This window comes from Lacimicrobium alkaliphilum (genome assembly GCF_001466725.1).
In the GTDB taxonomy this organism is placed as follows: domain Bacteria; phylum Pseudomonadota; class Gammaproteobacteria; order Enterobacterales; family Alteromonadaceae; genus Lacimicrobium; species Lacimicrobium alkaliphilum_B.
In genome coordinates, this window is sequence record NZ_CP013650.1 from 4176955 (window position 1) to 4199341 (window position 22387).

Genomic DNA, 22387 nt, shown 5'->3' on the forward strand with positions numbered 1-22387 from the left:
ATCAGGCGCTTTGTTGCAGGCCTGATTGTCTCGGCTGGTCGATTTGCTGGTAGAAACTGGCAATGCGCAGCGCTCTGGCATCTATCTCCAGATCGCGGTTGGCGCGGCGGAACTCGCTACTGTCTGATTCCAGGCCTGCGGCTTCCGCCACAGGATCGCCTTCTCTGAGTTTGCGTGTCGGCGGCGATATATCACTGCCAGAGACAATATCCTCTAGTTCAGGGGGCTCGGCAATAGCATTGTCGCTGCCGCTGATATTGCTGACTCTTGAGCCAAGGGCTTCTGCACGCTCTTCAGCCATCTGCTGACGTGCTTCTGCTGCTTTCTGCTGGGCTTCGGAAGCCACCCGCAGATCCTGCGGTGAAGGTTCTGCCGGCGCCAGGGCTGCCGCCCTTACCTGCTGCATCTTACGTAAGGTTTCTTCAGGTTCCGGCTCTCTGGACACATCAATGGAAACCTCTCCACCTATTGCGTAGCGCTGTCCATCGGGACCTGTTTCAAATTCGTAACTGGGAGAACCTGCATACTGACCACCCACCGAGGCATGCGCCTGCTCATGGGTACGCACTTCTTTATCCCGCTCTTTAAGCTCTTCAACTTCTTTTTGCTCTGAGGCTTCCTGCTGCTGTTCCTGACGGCTCCTGGCATCCTGCTTACCGGCACTGGGATCCTCACCATTATCTTTATTCAGGGCATTATTAGCCTGACCCGCCATTCCGGATCTGTCATAAGTAAGGGGTTGTGGGGGTTGGCCGGGTTTTTTTACCCGATCAGACTCTGAGCCAAGCCCGGATTCTGCAGCCGACTCTTCAGCATTACTGACCTGAGGCACCGTTTCACGCAGCACATTATCACGCCGCGCCGCCTCGGTATTCATGTTCGAGGTATTCAGCGGATAGGCTGTCATGGCCGGTGCAGTAATATTCAGCATGGCTGATCAGGCCTTTTCATCTAATAAAGTACCAACGGTGTCTTTCACCACTTCCAGTACTTTACTGCTTGCCTGGGCGTTACGCAGGTTGAGGGTAAGACCAACAAGATCTGAGGTCATACTGTCACCACCCGAGGGCAAAAGCTTGTTCGCCATACCCAGCTGTTGCCTGGCGGCACCCTCCAGCACTTCTTCAGGCGTGCGCAGTTGCGCCTGCTGCTGCGCAAGACTAACCGAATGCTGTGTAATACCATCCGATGCCCGCTGCACACCCAGCATGCCAGACAGGATCGCCGAGTTGATATTGCCGTCAAATTGTACAGACATAATTCTACCTCACCTCATGGTTAATTATTAACCAAATGGGGGCGAATTGGAAGTACTAGAGCGCCATATAGTTTAAATAAACAACACCAGCGAGAGTTCAAAAAGCGCGCAGGCAAGGCAAATTTTTGAAGGTTTAGTGGGCCTAAATCAAGAAAATTTGCCGCCGGATGCGCGTTTTTTGGGCCTCGCCCTTCGGGAGCGCCTGAAAAAGCCTCACTCTGCGTTCTGGTTGCTTGAAAGAGCACCACTATTCCTGCGCAACCACGCCTTGATTGAGGCTTTTTCAGGCAGCTCGGATGTTCGTTTTTTAAACTATATGGCGCTCTAGCCGTATCAGCCGGCTAAATAGCTTCTCAGCGCCTGTTCAAACTCACTGGCATGAGAAATAAAAGGGGCATGGGAGGCGGCAGGAAACAACATCGACACACTGTGTGGTTGCAGACGTTCCACTTCATCCATCACCGCTACCGGTACCAGACTGTCTTTTTTACCGTATATGCGCAGTGTCGGACACCTAATGGCCTTAAGCTGTGAGCGGATATCAGCCTGCTGCAGTATTTTCAGTCCCCCGGATAATGCCTCTGCCACTGGCGGCGGGCGCTTATCCAACAGGGACCTGAGAGCCAGAATATCAGCTTTGGCACGACTGCTGCCCATGGCCTGAATAGCCAGAAAACGGTTAACCGTGGCACCGATATCAGAGTGCAACTGGCTGGCAAATGCGTCCAGCACCTCTGGCTTGATACCGGGCCAGTCGGGTTCAGCCATAAACTTTGGGGTGCTGTTGACACAAATCAGCCTGTCGATTTTCGCGGAGTACTCAATAGCCAGCTTCTGTGCCACCAGACCGCCGAGCGACCAGCCTACCACCACAGCTCTTTGCGGCAGCACCCCGGCAACCATCTCAGTGATTGTATCCAGGTCATAGTGCCTGGGGCAGTACCGGTTATTGACCCCGAAACCGGGTAAATCTGTCAGTGTTATCCGATAGTCATGGCTCAGGCTCTTTGCAAGGTCTTTCCATACTGCGCTGTTAAGACCCCATCCATGCAAAAAAACCAGCTCCTTTCCTTGTCCCTGGTGTTCAGCATTCAACGGCAAAATAGGCTACCCTCTGATTATTCTTACCTGTCAGGCAATGGAAATGCCCGCATCTGTCACAATCCTGCTTAAGACGGCCATCGGTCGTCAATCCTGTCTGTTATGTTACCAGTCCAGTGACGAGCTGCTTTGTCCCTGGTGTCAGCAAGACCTGTGTCTGTTTAATCTACAGGCCTGCTCATATAACCTGTTGCTGTGGCCAAAAATACGCCAGGGCTTAGGGGAGATAAGATACCAGAGATTGTTGGCTTGCGGAGAATATCAATGGCCACTGGACAAACTGATAAAAGGTCTGAAGTTTTCCCGTAGCCCCCGTAATGCCAGGGCCCTGGCTGATTTATTTTATGAACATGTACTCACTCATTACCGCCCCTGGCCACAGGCTATCATTCCTGTGCCTTTACACCCGTCACGATACAGAACCCGGCATTATAATCAGACAATGGAAATGGCAAAACGCCTGCATCAGCGCAGCGGCCTGCCACTGGCGGAGGTCTGTAAACGCCACAAGGCCACACAGGCGCAAACCGAACTCACCGGTGCTCAGCGCCGGCGTAACCTCAGACAAGCCTTTATACTGACCCGGCCCGTGCCAGTGCAACGTGTCGCCATACTGGATGACATTATTACTACTGGCACCACCATCAACAGTCTCTGCGATGTGCTGCTACAACATTATCCGGACCTGCAAATAGAGATCTGGACTATAGCCGTCAGCCCTCTGCATCAATAAAGTCAGACAGATAAATAGCATTACTGAGGATCCTGCTGGTGCCGTACCAGTAACCGCGGAAAGTAAGGTTGTCGGTCACACCAATCACCTTTCCATCACCGAGTTTATGAGCCACCAGGTTGGCCTTATCAGCCAATAACTGTTTCAGCTCATCGCTGGCATATCCGGCTTTAAGGGGCTCACTGGTGTATCGGGAAACGGTTACAAAGGGCTTGGTCGGCTTATGCATGGCCAGCGTGCTGTTGCGCAAAAAGCTTAAAGTCTTGTCAGTATAACCAAATGCCAGTGGATGGCTGAGGTCTACCTCAGCACTGAATACAGCACCGGCAATACGTTTTTTAGCCGCCAGGCTCTCCTTGTCTGCATAGGTCAGCCCGGACGTCTCGAAGCTATTATTCAGTTCTTTTTCTGATAAGAAAGTGGCCTTCAGAAGATCATTTTCACTGGCCCATTTTGCCGCCCGCTTTTGCGTAATCAGCACACCGCCCTGACGAACCCAGTCCTGTATGGCTTTAATCTGTTTCTCGTCAATACGGCTGAAATCCCCGTCAGCCATAATAATATGACTGTAATCAGACAGTGACACACTGCGCAACCTGTCCATATCCAGAATGGTCAGAGGCAGGCCTATGTGTTGATCAAGGTAATGCCAGATTTCACCCGCCTCATATTGAGAACTGCCGGCCCCGGCAATCATCAGCACGCTGGGCGCGTCCAGCAGCGCCATGGTCCTGCTGCCCAGATCATTACCCTCAGGCGTCAGGCCGCTGGTAACGGACCAGAGTTTTATCCCTTGCTGCTGCGCGTGTTGTTGCAGCCTATCCCGCCAATTTTGCGGCTGTTTCAGGGCTGCAGGCAACACGACCGCACCAGGTTCAAAGCTGACCTTGCCCTGGCTGGTGATTGCTGTAAAGGCTGTGGACGCGACCTTGGCCTGTATATCCTGCTCCAGCAGAGCCTGCAACAGGGCTGGTGCACCGGAGTCCTGCCAGGAAAAGGCATAGGCGTAGGCGTCATCTGCAAGTTCAGAAGCAGCCGGAGTGAAATCAGGCAAATTGTCAGTCAGGGGTAACTTACGCCAGAAGCCCCGCTCGACACCCTCATAATGAATATTAAATGCCAGCGGCAGGTTCCAGTTCGAGACATCGTAGAAGGTATTGTCGGCAAAGCTGGTGCGGGTTGAGAATATAGATTTGATCAGCCGGTACTGGGGCTGGTTCAAAGGTACGAATACCGAATCCTCCGGAGCAAAGCGCTGGCCATTGCGTTCAATTGATTTGTTCAGCCCCTTAACCTGAATCTGATGTTGTTGAAGTATATCCAGCAGCGCCTTGAAGCGACTCTTATCCTGACTTTCACTGAGCAGATAACCCGAAAGATCATCTTTTTTAGCCAGCTCCAGTGCTTCATCGGCAAAGCTCTGCAAGTGGGCCGACAACGCCCCCTTGTTGGCCAGTGCCCCGGCAAAGGTCGATAAGGATGTGGTGACCTGATTCTGGATCGTTTGCGGGAAACTCAGCTCACCATGCTCAGACTCCTGCAGATGTCCGCGGCTGCTGGCCTGCTCAAACAAAATGCCGACACTGCCATGGGCATCCGGATAGGTTGAGCCCTTGCCATAATAAAAGTCATCAAAACCTTCCTGTGTGAAATAAAGCTGACGGCTGGCATCCAGTGCTTTGGCGTGGTATTCACCTAATGCTTCAGTCAGGCTGACGTTATTATCAGGGGTCCAGGGATTCTTCCTCGATGGCACGCCGGGCTGGAAGAAATAGGTACTGTTGGTACCCATTTCATGGAAGTCCGTCACCACATGAGGACGCCATTTATGATAATGGATAAGTCTGGCGCGGGATTCGGGATGTGTCAGCAACAGCCAGTCGCGATTTAAATCAAACCAGTAATGGTTGGTGCGGCCGCTGGGCCAGTGCTGCCAGTGCTCGCGGTGATTGGGGTCGGCCACCAGACTCTTGCCTTTGTGCATATTCACCCACTGAGCAAAACGGGACAGACCATCAGGGTTGAGCGCGGGCTCCATCAGGATCACCGCTTCATCAAGCAGTTTATCGACTTCGGGCCCCTGCGCGGCAGCCAGATAGTAGGCAATTAACAATGCTGCATTGGCGCCCGATGGCTCATCGCCGTGGACACTGTAACCCATCCACAATATCAGTGGCAGATCATCCTGCTGTTGTCCGTTCAGGCTTTGCAGATGTTGCTGTCGAATGGGTTCCAGCTGTTGCTGATTTTGTTCAGAGCTGAATGTCAGCAGCAATAATGGTCGCTGCTCATGGGAGCGCCCCATTTCTTCAATGCTGACCCGCGGAGAGCTTTTTGCCAGTGCATACAGGTAGCTGACTAGCTGGTCATGCCGAACGTGCCAGGTGCCAACAGGATAGCCGAGAACAGACTCAGGCGTAGGTACCGCCGGATCAAAGCTCACTGATTCCGGCAGATAATCCAGATCACTTTTAACCTGGGCGTGCGCACTGCCGATACTGTTCAGTACCAACGCCATCAACACCATTTGCAACCAATGCTTCATTGAACCCTCTCGGTCATATTTTTTCACACAATGCTTAACAAGCTATCAGCTAGCGTTGTTCAGTTCCAGTGAGAGCAAAGCAAAAGCCGGTGACTTGGTCTCATATTCCGGCAACCTGACGCACAACAGACATAACTTATCCGATACTTGAGTGTTTTACTCAAGTAATCTTTGATATCATAAGGCCATGACATCTCATTCTGGAGGTAGCGTTATGATTCAGATCTCTGAACCGGCACAGGCCCATTTTCGAAAATTATTAAGTAAGCAGGATCCCGGCACCAATATCCGCGTGTTTGTGGTCAATCCCGGTACCCCCAGCGCCGAGTGCGGTGTGTCTTACTGTCCGGCAGATGCGGCGGAAGAAACCGACACCCGCCTGCCCTTTGATGGCTTTGATGCGGTGGTTGATCAGGACAGTGCCCCTTTTCTGGAAGAAGCAGAAATAGACTTTGTGACCGATCAGATGGGTTCACAACTTACCCTGAAGGCGCCAAATGCCAAAGTGCGTAAAGTGGACGATGATGCACCGCTGATGGAGCGGCTCAACTATATGATCGATGCGGAAATCAATCCGCAACTCGCCAGTCATGGCGGCAAGATTATGCTGATGGAAATCACCCCTGCCGGTAAGGCTGTATTGCAATTCGGCGGCGGCTGTAATGGCTGCTCCATGGTGGATGTCACGCTCAAAGAAGGCGTAGAAAAACAGATGCTGGCGCAGTTTCCTGAGCTTACCGGCGTGATTGATGCCACAGAGCATCAGGCTGGCGAACATTCCTATTATTGATCTCTGAGAAAACTCGCCATCGCGGCAGGTTATATTAACCCCTGCCGCTTTCTCAGGCCGACATACACCCAACCCAGACTGACCCCTCTGGCCAGTAAAAAGCCCAGAAAAGCCAGCCACAAGGCATGGTTACCCAGGCCAGAGGTCAGCCACCACAATGGAAAAAACACCGCCAGAGTACAGAGCAGCATGCTGTTACGCATCGCTTTGCCGCGGGTGAGACCAATAAACACCCCGTCCATCAGGAAACACCAGTGGGCCAGCATCGGCATCACCCAGATATAGGGTAAAAAGTCTTTTGACAGTTGCCGCAACGGTGCCAGATCGGTCAATAGCGCAATAATAGCGGTATCGAACACCACAAATATCAGGCTATACGCCACTGCCAGTGAAGCTGACCAGAATAGTCCGGTCAATACACGATGATGCAACTGCCCGCTGTCTCTGGCCCCCTTGCTCTCGCCCACCAGTGCTTCAACCCCGTAGGCAATGCCATCCAGCCCCAGAGCGGTGATCACAAAGAACTGCATCAACAGGGCATTGACCGCTACCACTTCTTCACCCAGCCTGGCGCCCTGAAAGGTCAGAAAGGCGATGGTCAGTTGCAACGCCAGATTACGCAGTAGAATATCCCGGTTCAGATCCAACACCTGCCGATAGACACTAAGCCTGAACCAGCTCAGGTTCACTCCCCGCCAACCTGTTTTGCGCAGCACCATATAAACAGAAGCAATAAAAATGCTGTACTCGGCTACCACTGTGGCAGCCGCCACCCCCTCCACTCCCCAGCCAAGGCCAATGGCAAGTGCCAGGCTCAGCAAAGCATTGAGCACATTACCCAGTATCTGAATCAGCATTACCACCCGGGTATGTTGCTGGCCAACCAACCAGCCCACCAGCATCAGATTGGCAAGAGCAGCCGGAGCACCCCATACGCGAATACCGATATAATCCCGGATGACGTTCGCCACCTGCTCACTGGCATCGGCAAAAGCGCTGGCGATTTGCACCAACAGGCTCTGGGCGAGGATCATCAGTATCCCGATAATCAGTGCCGGAGCCAACAGCTGATAGAATACCCTCGCGCCGGCCGCTGCATCGCCACTGCCCCTTGCCTGGGCACTCAGACCTGTGGCCGACATGCGCAGGAATCCGCAAACCCAGTAAATCTGAGTGATAACCATAGTAGCCACGGCGGTTCCGGCGAGAAAATAGCTGTGGTTCAGATGGCCGATGATGGCGGTATCCACCATGCCCAGCAACGGATTGGTAATATTGCTGAGGATCATGGGCAGAGCGATAGTCAGCAAGCGACGGTGTTCGCTTTTGTCAGTGCTAACAAAGGTAAAGGGGTTGCGCCGGTTTGCAGACAAAGTAAGCTCTTATATACAACTCAGTAACGGGGATGATCTAATGTCGGCGAGTAAAATTCCAGTCCTTATTCTGGCCCTTCTGCCTTTGCTATTAACCTTGCAGGTTTTGGCAACCCCCCATAATAAGCATGCCAGTATATTGCAGTATCATCATGTCAGCGACAAAACCCCGGCCATCACGTCAGTAACGCCGGAACAGTTTGCCGGGCATATGCAGTATATTGCCGAGAATCATACTGTGGTGCCCTTACCGGAACTGGTAGCCAGCCTGAAAGAAAATAAGACGTTGCCGGAAAAGGCGGTGGCCATCACCTTTGACGACGGTTACAGAAATATACTGGAAAACGCACATCCAGTTCTTAAGCGCCATGGCTTCAATTACACCATCTTTATTAACCCTGCACTGATCGGAAAAGAAGCCCATCAGCTAACCTGGACTGAGGTGCGGCAGATGCAGAAAGACGGTGTGTGGTTTGCCAACCACACAGACGATCACGGCCACCTGCTGGATCGCAAGGGCATGGATGAGCGGCAGTGGCTGGCAGCACTGAAGGAGGATATTCAGCAGGCCGAAGCAAAGCTGGAGCAGGAGCTGGGCTACAGTCTGAAATACCTGGCCTATCCCTTTGGTGAATATAACAGTGCCATTCAGGCATTGCTGGAGGAGCTGGGCTACCTGGGTTTCGCCCAGCAATCCGGCGCTGTCGCCCCATACAGTGACTTTACTGCCCTGCCCCGTTATCCGTCTGCAGGTATTTACGCCAACCTCAAGACCCTTAAGGTCAAACTTAACAGCCTGGCGTTGCCGGTGTTGTCGAAACCCATTGATCCTGAACTCGAATACGACAATCGCACACCACAGTGGAAAACCCGTATTGATTTGGAAGATATTCGCCCTTCCCAGTTAAGCTGTTTTTTCAAAGGCCAGCCGATGAAGATAGACTGGGTGGAGCAGGACAGCTTTCGTCTGGAGATCAATGAGCCACTGAGCCCCGGACGCAGCAGAGTCAATTGCACTGCACCGAGTAAACAAAACCCCAAACGCTATTACTGGCATTCGCAGCCGTTCTTTGTGGCGACTGAAGAAGGTAAATGGCTGGATTAGTACCTTAACTTAAGGTGCCTGATTAACAATCACCGGCATATCCTTGAGAATATGCTGCGGATTCACTACCGCCATTTCCCCTGGCATCAGCGTCGGTGTAAAGCGACCAATCACCTGGGCTTGTGGGTTAATAATCACCACCGAGGCACTGTGATCGACAAGATAGTCGGGGTTATCGGTGCTGTCTGCCATCGCATACATCATGCCCAGGGCCCGCACAAAAGGGAAAAGCTCGGTATGTTCCGCCGTGGCGGCGATAAACTCGGGATTAAAGAAATTAATATATTCTTTCAGCCGCTCTGGCTTATCCCGGTTGGGATCTACCGATAACAGCATCACCTGAACAGGGTACTGACTGTCAATCTGCTGCAACTGAGGATAGATGCTCTTAAGTTCTGCCAATGTGGTAGGGCAGATATCCGGGCAATAGGTATAGCCCGTAAACACCAGTGTCCAGTGGTCGCGAAAACGCTCCTCACCAAAGTTTTCACCATCTTGATCCACCAAAGTGAAATCCGGTAGCGCCCGAGGCTGGGGATAAAGGTTGGCATGCTGGGCGGAAGCAGGCGGCGCAATGTTAACTGACAGATATAAACCAGCTAATAACGCCAGCACCAGTACAACGCCGATAAGCAGTTTCTGTTTCATAGGGTTATCTTAAAATAGTGGTCCACCAGCAACACCAGGAACAGCACCATCAGGTGCAGGATGGAAAATCTGAAGGTTTGCATGGCCGTGTGTTCATCCGCATTAAACTTGAGCTTGAGGGCATAATACAAAAAGCCCACATTCAGCAAACTGGAACCGATAAAGTAAATCACCCCTGTCATCCCCACCAGATAAGGCATCAGACAGACGATTGCCAGCAATATGGTATACAACAGTACAGAAGTTTTAGTGAAAGCCACACCATGAGTAACCGGCAGCATAGGAACCTGCGCGCGGGCATAATCTTTTTCCCTGTGGATAGCCAGGGCCCAGAAATGGGGTGGCGTCCAGATAAAAATGATCAGCACCAGCAACAAGGCATAAGGATGAACCTCACCGGTAATCGCGGTCCAGCCCAATAAGGGAGGAGCGGCGCCAGCAAGACCGCCAATCACGATATTCTGTGGCGTGGCGCGCTTTAAGTACATGGTATAGACCATGGCATAGCCCACCAGACTTGCCAGGGTTAACAGTGCCGTTAAGCGATTGACCCAGATTTCCAGCACCAGATAACCGGCCGCCGCCAGCAGGCCGGCAAAAATCAGCGCCCGTCTGGGGCTGACTTTGCCCTTGGGCACCGGACGATTAAAGGTTCTGGCCATCTGTGCATCGATGCGCCGGTCCATCACATGATTGATCACGGCCGCGGCTGAAGATAATGCACCGATTCCCATTAATCCGGCCACCAGAGGTTGCCAGGGTAACCAGCCCGGTGTCGACAGACACATACCCACCAGCGCAGTGAGCAATAGCAGCAGTACCACATTGGGCTTGGTCATTTCGTAATAATCCCGCCAAGACGCACGGGACAGTGATTGATGAGGCTGAGTCGCGCTGACTGATTTAGCCATTCTGCCTCCTAGGTTTTTCTGAACAGGCTGTAGTTAATCATAATCAGCACCAGTAACAAACTGGCGCCGACGATATTGTGCGCTACTGCCACCCATAAAGGCAAACTGAACACCACATTACTGACCCCCAGCGCCACCTGCAGGCCCAGCACCAGCACCAGAATGACAGACAGTTGTCTGAACAAAGCCGAGGATGCCCGCGCATAGATACGAATTGCCAGCCAGCACAGATAGAGGAAGGTGATCAACGCTCCAAAGCGGTGTACCACATGCATGGTCATACGCTCGGCATAACTGTGGGTGCCAAACTCATAGTCGTCGGCCTCACCGATTGAAAACGCCCCGGCAAAATCCAGTCGCTGCACCCAGTCAGCTTCACAGACCGGCAACTGCGTACAGGCCAGTGCCGCATAATTGGCCGAGACCCACCCACCTAATGCTATCTGCACAATCACGATCAGCATACCCAGAACGCCATAGCGGGCCAGGGGTCGGAGGTTAGCATCCCCTCCTGGTATGCGGTAGTTGGTCAGACGAAGATAGAGCAAAAACAAACAGGATAAGACTGTAAAGCCGCCGAGTAAGTGCCCCATGACCACTATGGGCTGTAACTTCATCGTCACCGTCCACATCCCCAACAGGGCCTGGAAAATGACCAGGCACAGCAACACCAGCGGCAGCTTCTTCGGCCGGTTCGGCTGGCTATTAAACAGACTGCGCAGGGCAATAATCAGAATCAGCAGGCCCAACGCACCGGCAAAGTAGCGATGGATCATTTCATTCCAGGCCTTGTGTGCTTCAAAAGGCCTCTCGGGAAATGCCTGCACAGCCTGCTCTATATGAGCATCCTGTTTGGGTACCGACAGAAAACCATAGCATCCAGGCCAGTCGGGACAGCCCAGGCCAGCATCAGTTAAACGGGTAAAGGCTCCCAGGGCCACCACCACAACGGCAAGGATAAGTGCAGTCAGCACCATTTTTTTCATTATTATTCCCTCAGAGCGCCATTTCGTTCAGATAAACCATACCAGCGAGAGCCCAGAATAGCTCTAACCAATACGAGACAGCTTCAGCAGTTTGCGCAAGTCAGCCAATATGTTACGACTGTCCAGTACAGCCTGTTGTTTTTGTTCTGCTACCGGATAATGCAGGATCACATTATTCAGGGTATCCACCAGAAAAATACCATCAGTGGCGCGCGCTTTAAATACTGCACTGATCTGTTCTGCTTTAACATTGACCAGACGGATGGCTGAATCATCTGACAGCTTATCCTGCCGGGCCTTGTCACTGAGCTCTGTAACCAGTACCACAGGCTCTGCTCTGTGCTGTTCACGTCCAAGCGCCATCCAGACCTGATTGATGCTGTACAATGCGTTATCGCAAACCGTATCGCACTGCTCGGGTAACCGGTACAAAATTCGCCATTTGTTATGACTGTCCAGCGCAGAAAGGTCGGGGGCTGGCTCCAGCAGCTCACCTTTGTTGGTCGCGGCCTTATTAAACCAGTCAAACTCCAGCGCCAGCTTCGCCAGGATCACCGGCAGCAAAAACGCCAGCAACACCAGCAGCATCATCTTTCGATTAGAGGTCAGTTTCATTCACCTTACCTTTGTTCTTTTTGTAAAGGGCCACAATAAAAACCATCAGACAGGCCAGTGCCAGACCAAACCATTGCACTGCATAGCCGTAATGCTTTTGTGCCGGCATCACCACCGGCTTCCAGTTACTCTTGTAGCCAAACGCTGTCGTGTCAGTAATTTGCAATATAAATGGCATCAGCGGCATAGCAACAACCTCTTCGAGCCAATCCAGACTGGGCTGCTGAATACGCAGGGGCCAATGCGCGCTCTGCTGTTCCGACTCACTGACCATTGGATTTGCCTGAGGCTTGACCACAACGCCCTGCAGGTTGATTTGTCCTTGTGGCAGTTCGACATCAGGGAGCTCGTCCCGGTACTTAGGTGCTGGCGTCCAGCCCAGATTAACCAGCAGATTGCCATAAGCGGTGCTGAATATACCCAACACCTCATAGCCTACCTGCCCCTCATAAATACGGTTATCCCACAACAACACTTTTTGTGGTTCGAAACGGCCTGTTACCCGCAGCGGAAGATCGCGTATATCCTCGTTTTGCCCGCTGATCTCATCCAGAGAAACGATCCCCTGCTGTTGGCGAGCCTCTATCTGTTTTACCCGCAACTGCTTCTGCTCCGCCCTGTCTAACTGCCAGAATCCCAGCCAGGTCATGACACTGACAGCAATCAGTGTCAATATGGTGGCTAGCAGGGGTAATTTACTGATTCGGTTTAGCACAACAGGAGAAGAGACTTGTTAGTAAAAATCATTGTCGTCTGTTTACTGATCTTTATGGTTTTCAATCTGTTCCGGGCGATGAAAATCATGCTTAATGGCAACCCTGATCAACAACAGTCTATGACCAAATTTATTGGCCGTCGCGTAATGACTTCGGCGCTGATTATGCTTCTGATCCTGCTTGCGCTGGCAATGGGCTGGATCACACCCAATCCCCGCCCTTATTGAATCAGGACCCGGCAGCTGTCGCAAAGGCGATAACCGCCAAACCGCGGAAGCCAGGCTCCCGCAAAGGAGCCTGAATCAGTTTAAACAATATACACAAACACAAACAGGATCACCCATACCACATCAACAAAGTGCCAGTACCAGCTGGTTGCCTGGAAGGCAAACTGATTTTCCTTGCTAAAATGGCCTTTGAGCACGCGCAGGAACATAATGATCAGCATTAATGTACCCAGGGTAACGTGTAAGCCGTGGAAACCTGTCAACAGGAAGAACGTATTGCCATACACTCCGGATGTCAGGGTCAGCCCCAAATCGCGATAGGCGTGCACATACTCCTCTACCTGCAGGAACAGGAAAATAAGGCCGAGTACGATAGTGATACCTAGGAACAGCTTCAGACGCGCTCTTTTACCCTCTTCAAGAGCCACATGAGCAAAGTGAGCGGTAACAGACGAGATCAGCAGAATAGCGGTGTTAACCAGTGGTAAGCCCATCCATCCCATGGCCTGAGTCGTTGTGCCACCGGGGGTCTGAACAAGAGGCCACATAGCCTCAAACCCTGGCCAGAGCACTTCATTGGTCATGGCATTGTTAGACTCACCGGCCAGCCAGGGCACTGCAATCATACGGGTGTAGAACAGTGCCCCAAAGAAAGCAGCAAAGAACATGATCTCAGAGAAAATAAACCAGCTCATGCCCTGACGATACGAACGCCCCAACTGAGCGCTGTATTTACCGGCCATGGACTCTTCAATCTGATCTCTGAACCAGCCTATCAGCATTACCAGCAAAACCAGCAGACCAGCTGTGAGTATCCAGCCGCCATAGCCTTCTTTGCCTCTGGTGGACTCCACCACAAAGTTGCCGGCGCCAACGGCTATTAAAAACAGCGCCACCGCGCCCACTATGGGCCAGGCACTCTGAGCCGGCACATAATATTTTTCGTATTGTTGCTCTGACATGTCGCTCTCCGTTTAGCCGCGGTTCATTGCCACAGTAGATGTCCCTGTCACGTCATACAAAGTATAGGACAGAGTAAAAACCTTAATATCCTCAGGTAACTGAGGGTCCACATAAAACTGCATGGGCATCAGGGCTTCTTCCCCGGCCCGCAGTGGCTGTTGTTCAAAACAGAAACATTCCGTCTTATTCAGATATAACGCTGCAGTACCAGGCGACACCGAGGGGATCGCCTGGCCAACGATGTCTTTGCCGGTGGGATTTTTGACATAAAACTCCACCGTTTTCAGTTCACCGGGATGCACCTTGATACGCTTGGTGCGGGCTTCAAAATCCCACGCCATGCCGGACTGATTACGGGTGATAAATTCCACCGTAATTTCACGGCTGGTATCGACATCCGTATTCACATCATAAGTGGCAGCGTAAGGGTTGGTCTTGCCGTTGATGCCGGTAATATCGCAAAAAACATCGTACAGCGGCACCAGTGCAAAACCGAAACCGAACATGCCGATGACGATGGCCACCAGCTTGACCACCATCCGGTTATTGTTTTGCGACTGCTGTGCCATGATCTTATTTCACCTCAGGAGGTGTTTCGAAGGTATGGTAAGGGGCCGGTGAGGGCACTTCCCATTCCAATCCTTCCGCGCCTTCCCATACCTGGGCTGTGGCGGGCTCTCCCTGCTTGCGACTGGCTTTGATAACCAGCGCCAGGAAAATCAGCTGTGACAGTCCGAAGGCGAAACCACCGATACTGATCCACTTGTTGAAATCCGCAAATTGCAGGGCATAGTCCGGGATACGGCGAGGCATACCGGCAAGACCAACAAAGTGCATGGGGAAGAACAACAGGTTGACCGATATCATCGAGCACCAGAAGTGCCACTTGGCCAGGGTTTCGTCATACATCTTGCCACACCACTTCGGCAGCCAGTAATACACCGCGGCCATAATAGAGAATACCGCACCTGTCACCAGCACATAATGGAAGTGGGCCACCACAAAATAGGTATCGTGGTACTGGAAGTCCACCGGTGTGATAGCCAGCATCAACCCGGAAAAGCCGCCAATGGTAAACAGTACGATAAAGGCCAGGGCAAACATCATCGGCATTTCATAACTGATAGATCCCCGCCACATGGTGGCTACCCAGTTAAAGACTTTCACCCCTGTGGGTACAGAGATCAGCATGGTCGCAAACATAAAGAACATTTCTGCAAACAACGGCATGCCAGTGGTAAACATGTGGTGGGCCCACACGATAAAGGACAACAGCGCGATAGAGGCCGTGGCATACACCATGGATGAGTAGCCGAACAACTTCTTACGGGAAAAGGTCGGCACGATATGCGAGATAATCCCAAAGGCTGGCAAAATCATAATGTACACTTCAGGGTGACCGAAGAACCAGAAGATATGCTGGAATAAGACCGGATCACCGCCCCCGGCGGCATCGAAGAAGCTGGTACCGAAATATTTGTCGGTCAGTACCATGGTCACCGCTCCCGCCAACACCGGCATGACTGCAATCAGCAGAAATGCCGTAATCAGCCAGGTCCACACAAACATCGGCATTTTCATCCAGGTCATACCTGGTGCGCGCATATTGAAAATGGTCACAATCACGTTAATGGCACCCATGATCGAAGAGATACCCATGATATGCACGGAGAATACAAATAATGCGGTACTGTCATTACTGAAAGTGGTGGACAAAGGCGCATAGAAGGTCCAGCCAAAATTGGGACCGCCACCCTCAAGGAACAACGAAGCCAGCAGGATCAGAAAAGCGCCCGGCAGGATCCAGAAGCTCCAGTTATTCATCCTTGGCAACGCCATGTCCGGTGCACCAATCATCAGCGGCACCATCCAGTTTGCCAGGCCGGTAAAGGCCGGCATAACGGCGCCGAATACCATGATCAGACCATGTACTGTGGTCATCTGATTGAAGAAATTCGGCTCAACAATCTGCAAACCAGGCTGAAACAGCTCGGCGCGGATCACCATTGCCATGGCACCGCCAACCAAAAACATGATAAAGGCGAACCACAGATATAAGGTACCTATATCTTTATGGTTAGTGGTCAGCAGCCAACGCATTATCCCCGCTGGCTTGTGGTCATGATGCTCGTCATGATGAAGATCGTCTGCAACACTACTCATCATAATCCTCCTAATTGCCAGTGATTAATGCGTTAACGTCTTTAGCCTGAACCGTTTCTCCGGTGTCATTACCCCAGGCGTTACGTTCATAAGTGATAACAGCTGCCAGCTCTTTAAGACTCAGCTGCTTGCCAAAGGCCTGCATTGCAGTACCTGGCACACCGTTGACCACCACATCAATATGTTTTTGCATGTCATTGATTGCAATATCGCTGCCCTTAAGCGCAGGGAAAACACCGGGAAGACCTTCACCATTAGGCATATGACAGGCAGCACAGGCAGACTGATAAACCTGTTTGCCCACGTCCATCAGCTCGTCCATCTCCATGTTCATGGCCAGCAACTTCTGCTCTTCCTCTTTAGCCTTGAGTTGTTTGGCTTCCTGCTCTGCCAACCAGCTCTGATATTCCGCAGGCTCTTTGGCCACCACCACTACCGGCATAAAGCCGTGGTCTTTACCACACAACTCGGCACACTGCCCCCGATAGATGCCCGGCTCATTGACCCGGGTCCAGGCTTCGTTGATAAAGCCCGGATTGGCGTCTTTTTTGACCGCAAAATCCGGTACCCACCAGGAGTGAATCACGTCATCAGAGGTAATCAGGAATCGCACTTTCTGGCCCGTGGGAATAACCAGAGGTTTGTCCACTTCAAGCAGATAATTCTCGCCTTTATCAAATTTATTGGCGATCTGTTCCTGCTGCGTCGCCATCAGAGAATAGAAGTCGACTTCATGATCCATATACTTGTAATGCCATTTCCATTGAGAGCCGGTCACCAGCACTGTCACATCAGCTTCCGTGGTATCCTCCATGGCAATCAGTGTTTTGGCTGCCGGCACCGCCATACCCACAAGAATCAGGAATGGCACTATAGTCCAGGCCACCTCAACTTTAACGCTCTCGTGAAAGTTGGCAGGTTTGGCACCTTTGGATTTACGATGAAAGATCATCGCATACAACATGGCTCCGAAGACCAGCACGCCGATAATCACACAGATATAAAAAATCGTCATATGCAGGCCATATACCTGCTCGCTGATGTCCGTAACCCCTTGTCTGAGGTTTATATCGGAACGTTCAGCGACAGCGACACTGCTCACTAAAGTCGCACAGATCGCGGTCAAGACACCTTTGCCCACGTGACGTCTCCTCTGTCAGAAATGAACTCAGCCCAACGCAACCTAATGTGGTTGCATCGGGCAGTGACAAAGCACCAAATATAAAAATGATGTCATGTCATTGTTATAATTTTGTTGCGGTGTATAAGAATTACTCAACCAGGGGGGTCGAGTCCAGCCTTTTCTGCACCTGAGTCAATCAACCGCTCAACATTTAGGCGATACAGATGTGTTAGCCCCTGAGGGCTAACTTATTAATTTGCTTAATATTTGATGATAAGACTTGATACAAAGCACTGCATGAAAGGAAACTGCACCAACAAAGGGCTATAAATGCGTGATTTACAACCAGTCGGCGTTGCGGATTATCCCTACCCCAATTCCCTCAATAGTGAAGGGTTGAGAGGCCAAATCAACTTTGATCGGCGCAAAATCCTGATTCTCTGCATGCAGTAAAATTTCGCTGCGACCACGGCGTTCAAGACGCTTGACGGTGACCTCATCGTCCACCCTGGCTACCACTACCTGGCCATTGTGCACATCCAGTGTCTTGTGCACGGCAAGCAAGTCACCATCGAGGATACCGATGTCTTTCATACTCATGCCCTGCACCCGCAACAAATAATCTGCCCTTGGCTTAAACAGCTCTGGCGCTACCTGATAATGGGTTTCAATATTTTCCTGCGCCAGAATCGGCTCACCGGCTGCGACCCGGCCAATCAGAGGCAGACCTTCGTCTGCTATCTGCTCATCCAGGGGCATATTCAGACGGATGCCCCGGGATGTGCCCGGCAATATTTCTATCACACCCTTGCGGGCAAGGGCTTTTAAATGCTCCTCGGCCGCATTGGCAGAGCGAAACCCCAGTGTTCTGGCGATTTCCGCCCGGGTTGGCGGCATCCCGGTATGCACCATGGTGTCTTTAATAAGCTGCAGTACTTCTTCTTGTCTGGGTGTTAATGCGCGCATAAGCCTGTTTTTCCATACAGTTTAACTGTCAGTATATCCAGTTATTTTGTCTGTGCAAGTCTGGTGTATCCCGCCTGGGACAAGTTTTTACCGGCATGCTATGCTTTCGCCAATTTTATGCCCATTGATTTTCCCAGAGGAATTACCCTGATGCACTGGTTGCAAAGGTTACTGCTGACCATGATCAGCCTGCCCACCAGATTGCTGGTATCAACAAAAGTCATTCCAGCCAATCTGTTTGAGGAATTGGGGATCGATCCCCATAAGCCCATCATTTATCTGCTACACACGCACTCGGCCACAGATCTGCTCGCACTGCAACAGGCAAGCAGACAGTCAGGTTTGCCGGATCCGACAGAGGATATTCGACTTGGAGCTGAAACAAGCCCGGCTTGCCTTTATCTCGAACAACCTCAGGGATTAATCAGTCGTCGGGTTCGCAGCACAGATGTGCATCAGCAATTCGAGCGCATACTCGCATTGCAACAGGCCCATGCTGAGATGGATGTGCAGATTCTGCCGGTATCGGTGTTCTGGGGAAGGGCTCCGGAAAAATCCAAGCCGGGCTGGTCAGATTTGCTTGCCGACAGGGCCTCACCAAGCTGGCTACGCAAGTTATTTATTGTGCTGTTTCTCGGCCGCGATAATTTTGTCTGCTTCAGCCGGGCGGTTTCCTCGCAACGAGTGGTACAGGAGACAGGGGGCCCTTCCTCTATAGCGCATAAGCTTATACGGGTAGCAAGGACTCACTTTTACCGAAAAATACAATCCATGACGGGTCCCACCAGTATAGACAAACACCAGTTACGGAATGCAGTGCTGGGAGCCAAAGCTGTCAAACAGGCTATTGCCGAAGAGCAACAGAGTAAAAAACTCTCCCCGCAGCAAGCCAGAGACAGAGCAGCCGGATATTTAAAGGAAATCGCGGCCGATTATCGCGAAGGGATTATTCGCTTTGGTGACAGGCTGCTGACCCGGGTCTGGAATAAGATCTATAACGGTATCGAAGTCAGTCATGCAGCCAAAGTGCGCGAGCTGGCACAAAAAGGCCATGAGATCATTTATGTTCCCTGTCACCGCAGTCATATGGATTATCTTTTGCTGACCTATGTCATTTACCACGAAGGATTGGCCACTCCTCATATCGCCGCAGGCATTAACCTTAACTTCTGGCCTGTAGGAGGCATCTTCAGACGCGGGGGAGCATTTTTCCTGCGCCGCAGCTTTGCCGGTAATAAGCTCTATACCGCCGTATTCAGGGAATATCTTGAACTGCTTTTTGAGCGGGGATATCCGGTGAAATATTATCCTGAGGGGGGGCGCAGCCGCACCGGGCGCCTGTTACCACCCAAAACAGGCATGCTGGCGATGACCCTGCAGGCCATGCTTAAAGGCGTAAAACGCCCGGTCAGTATTGTGCCGGTGTACCTGGGTTATGAGAATGTGATGGAGCTGGGTAGTTATCTGAACGAACTCAAGGGCAAGAAGAAGCAAAAGGAGTCTTTTTTGCAGGTTTTCTCGGCAATTAAGAAACTGAAAAACTATGGTCATGGCTTTTTGAGTTTCGGTGAGCCCATATCCCTGAATCAATATCTGGATAATCAGGTACCCGACTGGCGCAAAGATATGCAGGACATTCAGGATAAAAAACCTTCGTGGCTGACCCCAACCGTCAATCACCTGGCCAATCAGGTGATGTGCCGCATTAATCAGGCGGCTTCGGTGAGCGGGATGTCACTGGTTTCACTGAGTCTGCTGGCGAGCAAAAATCATACGGCTTCAGAGTCTGAACTGACCGCCAATCTCGATCACCTTTTACAACTGCTCAGAGACGCGCCGTTCAGTAAACTCTGCGTCATACCGCAGATCAGCGGTGCCGAAATGTTACAAAACACATTGGCACTGAATAAACTGCAGGTACAGGAGGATAGTTTCGGCCGGATTATTGCACTGGATGAGCGCTCCGCTGTGACCCAGACTTACTATCGCAATAATATTTTGCATCTGTTTGCCCTGCCCGGTCTGGTGGCGTCCTGTATTGCCGGTCATGGTGCAGAGAAAAAGCAGATTCTTGCCATTGTAGAGCGGTTGTATCCGCTGTTGAGTAAAGAACTGTTTATCTATCTGTCAGCCCAGCAGGCTGAAGAATATGTTGAAGTACTGATAACAAACATGAAAAGCCTCGGTCTTATCCGCCAACAGGGCCGGAAACTGGTAGCTACTGAGCATACCGGCAGTGGTTTTGGTACGCTGGCTATTCTGAACCGCACCATGCAACCCACACTACAGCGATATGCCATGATGTTGAATGTACTCGAGCGCCAGCAGGCATTGAGCCGCTCAGAACTGGAGAAGCAAAGCCGCCAACTGGCAGAACACCTTTGTACTATTACCGGTATTGATGCGCCGGAGTTTTACGATAAGAACCTGTTTTCCACCTTTATTCAGTCGCTCAAAGACAACAAACTGGTGGAAGCCAGCGCAGAAGGTTCACTGCAGTATTCGCAACAAAGTGCCGACCTGCAGGCGATGGTCATGGCACTGATTTCACCGGATGTGGCACAAAAACTGACTCATCTTTAAGCTATGATTTAGCATCAGAATCAGAAACTCAGTGAGCCAATAAGCCCAAGCGTCAGAATCATGCCAAAGTAGTGGTTATTCAGAAATGCACGGAAGCATTTATCCCGTTCACGGCCGGCGATCAGGTATTGCTGGTAAATAACCAGCACTGCACAGCCAGTGCAGGCCAGATAGTAGATGGCCCCCAATTCCAGCAACATGCCAAGCCAGACCAGCAGTGCCAGGCTGATGACCTGAAGCAGTCCGATGATCAACCTATCGTAGCGGCCAAACAGAATGGCGGTAGATTTCACCCCGATCTGCAGGTCATCGTCGCGGTCCACCATGGCATACTGGGTATCATAAGCAACGATCCACAAAAGGTTAGCCAGGTAGAGAACCCAGCTCCACCAGGGCAGGATTTCGATAGTCGCCATAAAAGCCATCGGAATCGCCCAGCTGAAAGCGGCCCCGAGTACCACCTGAGGCAAGTGGGTATAACGCTTCATAAAGGGGTAACATGCAGCCAGCAACAGCGCTCCGATCGAAAGTACGATGGTTTGCCAGTTGAGCAGTAAAACCAGCAGAAAAGACAGCACAACCAGAATAAAGAACAGCATCAGCGCCTGATGTCCGGTCACTTCCCCTGCAACAATAGGCCGCTGGGCAGTGCGCCTGACCTGCCCGTCAATATGGCGGTCTGCATAGTCATTGATCACACAACCAGCAGCGCGCATCAGGAACACCCCGAGAGTAAAAATCACCAATAGCGACCAATGAGGTGTGCCCATCTCTGCCAGCCACAAGGCCCAGTAGGTAGGCCACAGTAAAAGATAAATACCAATGGGCTTGTCTATACGCATCAGGCGCAGGTATCCACTGAACCGGCTCATATCAGGCTTTCCGCCCCATCAGTTTATACGCCGGGCTTTGAGGCAAAAAAACCTCCGATACCATAAGCTTCCACTCCTGAAACAGAAATACCGAGCGCCTGCCCCACAAAGGCTGATCTGTGCTGAGTTCCAGTTGTTGATACAACTTATTGTCACCGTCTATGCGGGTTATCTGAAAAGGCTGACGAATAAAACGCGGGTCATTAAAAATCAGGCTGCCCAAAGGCTTATTTCCCAGTGACGACAGGCCCATGTGCTCGCCCTCACACAAGGTCTCCGGCAACAACGAACGGGCAAAAACCCATGGGTTCTGCTCCCCGTAAAGCAGCACCTCTCTGACCACATAAGAACAGTCAGAGTCCATCAGCTGTTGTTCGTTACTCATCAGCTCTGCCTGTTGCTGGCTCAGTACCTGCACACGAAAGTCACGGCAGTGCGACTGCAGCCGCTCTGTCAGCGAGCCGGTATCCAGCAACCAGTTCTTCAGATGAAAATCAGGTATAGCGCCGGCCTGTGGTGAAAACCACTGTGTATCCAGGGTCAATGGAAATTCAGTTGCTAAACTCAACAAAACGCCAGTCAGGTCGATAAGTAAGCCAGCATGATACCTTTGAGCCTGCCTGCCAGCAAATACTGGTTAGATGGCCGGATTTACTGGTACCATAAAAGCACAGAGTTAAGCGGATGACAAAATACCATGTTACGTAAT

The 22387-nt window shown here is 51.5% G+C and carries 22 protein-coding genes; 5 read left to right on the top strand and 17 right to left on the bottom strand.

What is annotated here, in order from left to right; genetic code table 11:
- Nucleotide 1: 1 nt before the first annotated feature.
- The 3 genes from AT746_RS18600 to bioH all read right to left on the bottom strand — a co-directional run bounded on the left by AT746_RS18600 (nucleotide 2) and on the right by bioH (nucleotide 2359).
- Nucleotides 2-928, bottom strand: a complete 927-nt coding sequence (locus tag AT746_RS18600) for a putative metalloprotease CJM1_0395 family protein (protein ID WP_420480320.1) — start codon at nucleotides 926-928, stop codon at nucleotides 2-4.
- A 9-nt stretch (nucleotides 929-937) separates the two neighbouring features.
- Nucleotides 938-1258, bottom strand: a complete 321-nt coding sequence (locus AT746_RS18605) for a hypothetical protein (RefSeq protein ID WP_062483485.1) — start codon at nucleotides 1256-1258, stop codon at nucleotides 938-940.
- A 333-nt stretch (nucleotides 1259-1591) separates the two neighbouring features.
- Nucleotides 1592-2359 (bottom strand): pimeloyl-ACP methyl ester esterase BioH, encoded by a 768-nt coding sequence (gene bioH, locus AT746_RS18610; protein ID WP_335338203.1) that lies wholly within the window; start codon nucleotides 2357-2359, stop codon nucleotides 1592-1594.
- 43 nt (nucleotides 2360-2402) lie between these two features.
- Between bioH and AT746_RS18615 the strand changes: the two genes are divergently transcribed.
- Entirely contained in the window at nucleotides 2403-3092 is a 690-nt protein-coding gene (locus AT746_RS18615; RefSeq protein ID WP_062483488.1) for a ComF family protein, read from the top strand.
- Here AT746_RS18615 and AT746_RS18620 read toward each other — a convergent pair.
- A complete protein-coding gene (locus tag AT746_RS18620) occupies nucleotides 3073-5637 on the bottom strand; it encodes a M14 metallopeptidase family protein (RefSeq protein ID WP_062483489.1) in 2565 nt (854 codons plus the stop codon). The two genes, AT746_RS18615 and AT746_RS18620, sit on opposite strands and share 20 nt — an antisense overlap.
- A 214-nt stretch (nucleotides 5638-5851) precedes the next feature.
- Here AT746_RS18620 and nfuA point away from each other — a divergent pair, with 214 nt between their 5' ends.
- The gene (gene nfuA / locus AT746_RS18625; RefSeq protein WP_062483491.1) at nucleotides 5852-6427 is read left to right on the top strand and encodes a Fe-S biogenesis protein NfuA; all 576 of its coding nucleotides are present in this window, start codon (nucleotides 5852-5854) and stop codon (nucleotides 6425-6427) included.
- 29 nt (nucleotides 6428-6456) lie between these two features.
- Here the strand turns inward: nfuA and AT746_RS18630 are convergent, their stop codons facing one another.
- Nucleotides 6457-7800, bottom strand: a complete 1344-nt coding sequence (locus AT746_RS18630) for an MATE family efflux transporter (RefSeq protein ID WP_062483493.1) — start codon at nucleotides 7798-7800, stop codon at nucleotides 6457-6459.
- 106 nt (nucleotides 7801-7906) lie between these two features.
- Between AT746_RS18630 and AT746_RS18635 the strand changes: the two genes are divergently transcribed.
- The gene (locus AT746_RS18635; protein ID WP_062484405.1) at nucleotides 7907-8905 is read left to right on the top strand and encodes a polysaccharide deacetylase family protein; all 999 of its coding nucleotides are present in this window, start codon (nucleotides 7907-7909) and stop codon (nucleotides 8903-8905) included.
- Between the two features lie 9 nt (nucleotides 8906-8914).
- Here AT746_RS18635 and AT746_RS18640 read toward each other — a convergent pair whose 3' ends face one another.
- The 5 genes from AT746_RS18640 to AT746_RS18660 form a co-directional block, all read right to left on the bottom strand.
- Nucleotides 8915-9553: an SCO family protein gene (locus AT746_RS18640; RefSeq protein ID WP_062483495.1), complete on the bottom strand. Its 639-nt coding sequence runs from the start codon at nucleotides 9551-9553 to the stop codon at nucleotides 8915-8917.
- The gene (gene cyoE, locus AT746_RS18645) at nucleotides 9550-10464 is read right to left on the bottom strand and encodes a heme o synthase (protein WP_062483496.1); all 915 of its coding nucleotides are present in this window, start codon (nucleotides 10462-10464) and stop codon (nucleotides 9550-9552) included. The genes AT746_RS18640 and cyoE overlap by 4 nt, the downstream gene beginning before the upstream one ends.
- A gap of 8 nt (nucleotides 10465-10472) precedes the next feature.
- Nucleotides 10473-11450 carry a COX15/CtaA family protein gene (locus tag AT746_RS18650; protein ID WP_062483498.1) on the bottom strand — a complete coding sequence of 326 codons (978 nt, stop codon included), beginning with the start codon at nucleotides 11448-11450 and terminating at the stop codon, nucleotides 10473-10475.
- 63 nt (nucleotides 11451-11513) lie between these two features.
- Nucleotides 11514-12065: a hypothetical protein gene (locus AT746_RS18655; RefSeq protein WP_062483500.1), complete on the bottom strand. Its 552-nt coding sequence runs from the start codon at nucleotides 12063-12065 to the stop codon at nucleotides 11514-11516.
- Complete coding sequence (locus AT746_RS18660; protein ID WP_062483502.1) at nucleotides 12049-12738, bottom strand: SURF1 family protein; 690 nt, start codon at nucleotides 12736-12738, stop codon at nucleotides 12049-12051. The genes AT746_RS18655 and AT746_RS18660 overlap by 17 nt, the downstream gene beginning before the upstream one ends.
- A gap of 57 nt (nucleotides 12739-12795) precedes the next feature.
- Between AT746_RS18660 and AT746_RS18665 the strand changes: the two genes are divergently transcribed.
- Nucleotides 12796-13008: a DUF2909 domain-containing protein gene (locus tag AT746_RS18665; protein ID WP_062483504.1), complete on the top strand. Its 213-nt coding sequence runs from the start codon at nucleotides 12796-12798 to the stop codon at nucleotides 13006-13008.
- Nucleotides 13009-13088: 80 nt separating this feature from the next.
- Here the strand turns inward: AT746_RS18665 and AT746_RS18670 are convergent, their stop codons facing one another.
- The 5 genes from AT746_RS18670 to lexA all read right to left on the bottom strand — a co-directional run bounded on the left by AT746_RS18670 (nucleotide 13089) and on the right by lexA (nucleotide 18223).
- A complete protein-coding gene (locus AT746_RS18670; RefSeq protein WP_062483506.1) occupies nucleotides 13089-13970 on the bottom strand; it encodes a cytochrome c oxidase subunit 3 in 882 nt (293 codons plus the stop codon).
- A gap of 12 nt (nucleotides 13971-13982) precedes the next feature.
- The gene (locus AT746_RS18675) at nucleotides 13983-14540 is read right to left on the bottom strand and encodes a cytochrome c oxidase assembly protein (RefSeq protein WP_062483508.1); all 558 of its coding nucleotides are present in this window, start codon (nucleotides 14538-14540) and stop codon (nucleotides 13983-13985) included.
- A gap of 4 nt (nucleotides 14541-14544) precedes the next feature.
- Nucleotides 14545-16134 carry a cytochrome c oxidase subunit I gene (gene ctaD / locus AT746_RS18680; protein WP_062483510.1) on the bottom strand — a complete coding sequence of 530 codons (1590 nt, stop codon included), beginning with the start codon at nucleotides 16132-16134 and terminating at the stop codon, nucleotides 14545-14547.
- A gap of 10 nt (nucleotides 16135-16144) precedes the next feature.
- Nucleotides 16145-17251: a cytochrome c oxidase subunit II gene (coxB, locus tag AT746_RS18685; RefSeq protein WP_420480321.1), complete on the bottom strand. Its 1107-nt coding sequence runs from the start codon at nucleotides 17249-17251 to the stop codon at nucleotides 16145-16147.
- 345 nt (nucleotides 17252-17596) lie between these two features.
- A complete protein-coding gene (gene lexA / locus AT746_RS18690) occupies nucleotides 17597-18223 on the bottom strand; it encodes a transcriptional repressor LexA (RefSeq protein WP_062483513.1) in 627 nt (208 codons plus the stop codon).
- Between the two features lie 150 nt (nucleotides 18224-18373).
- Here lexA and plsB point away from each other — a divergent pair, with 150 nt between their 5' ends.
- Nucleotides 18374-20806 carry a glycerol-3-phosphate 1-O-acyltransferase PlsB gene (plsB, locus tag AT746_RS18695; protein ID WP_062484408.1) on the top strand — a complete coding sequence of 811 codons (2433 nt, stop codon included), beginning with the start codon at nucleotides 18374-18376 and terminating at the stop codon, nucleotides 20804-20806.
- A gap of 20 nt (nucleotides 20807-20826) precedes the next feature.
- On the opposite strand, the gene ubiA is transcribed toward plsB, so the two are convergent.
- Nucleotides 20827-21678, bottom strand: coding sequence for a 4-hydroxybenzoate octaprenyltransferase (gene ubiA / locus AT746_RS18700; protein WP_062483515.1), 852 nt, complete (start codon nucleotides 21676-21678; stop codon nucleotides 20827-20829).
- 1 nt (nucleotide 21679) lies between these two features.
- On the bottom strand, nucleotides 21680-22246 hold the full coding sequence (locus tag AT746_RS18705; protein WP_062483517.1) for a chorismate--pyruvate lyase family protein: 567 nt from the start codon (nucleotides 22244-22246) through the stop codon (nucleotides 21680-21682).
- Nucleotides 22247-22387 lie beyond the last annotated feature (141 nt).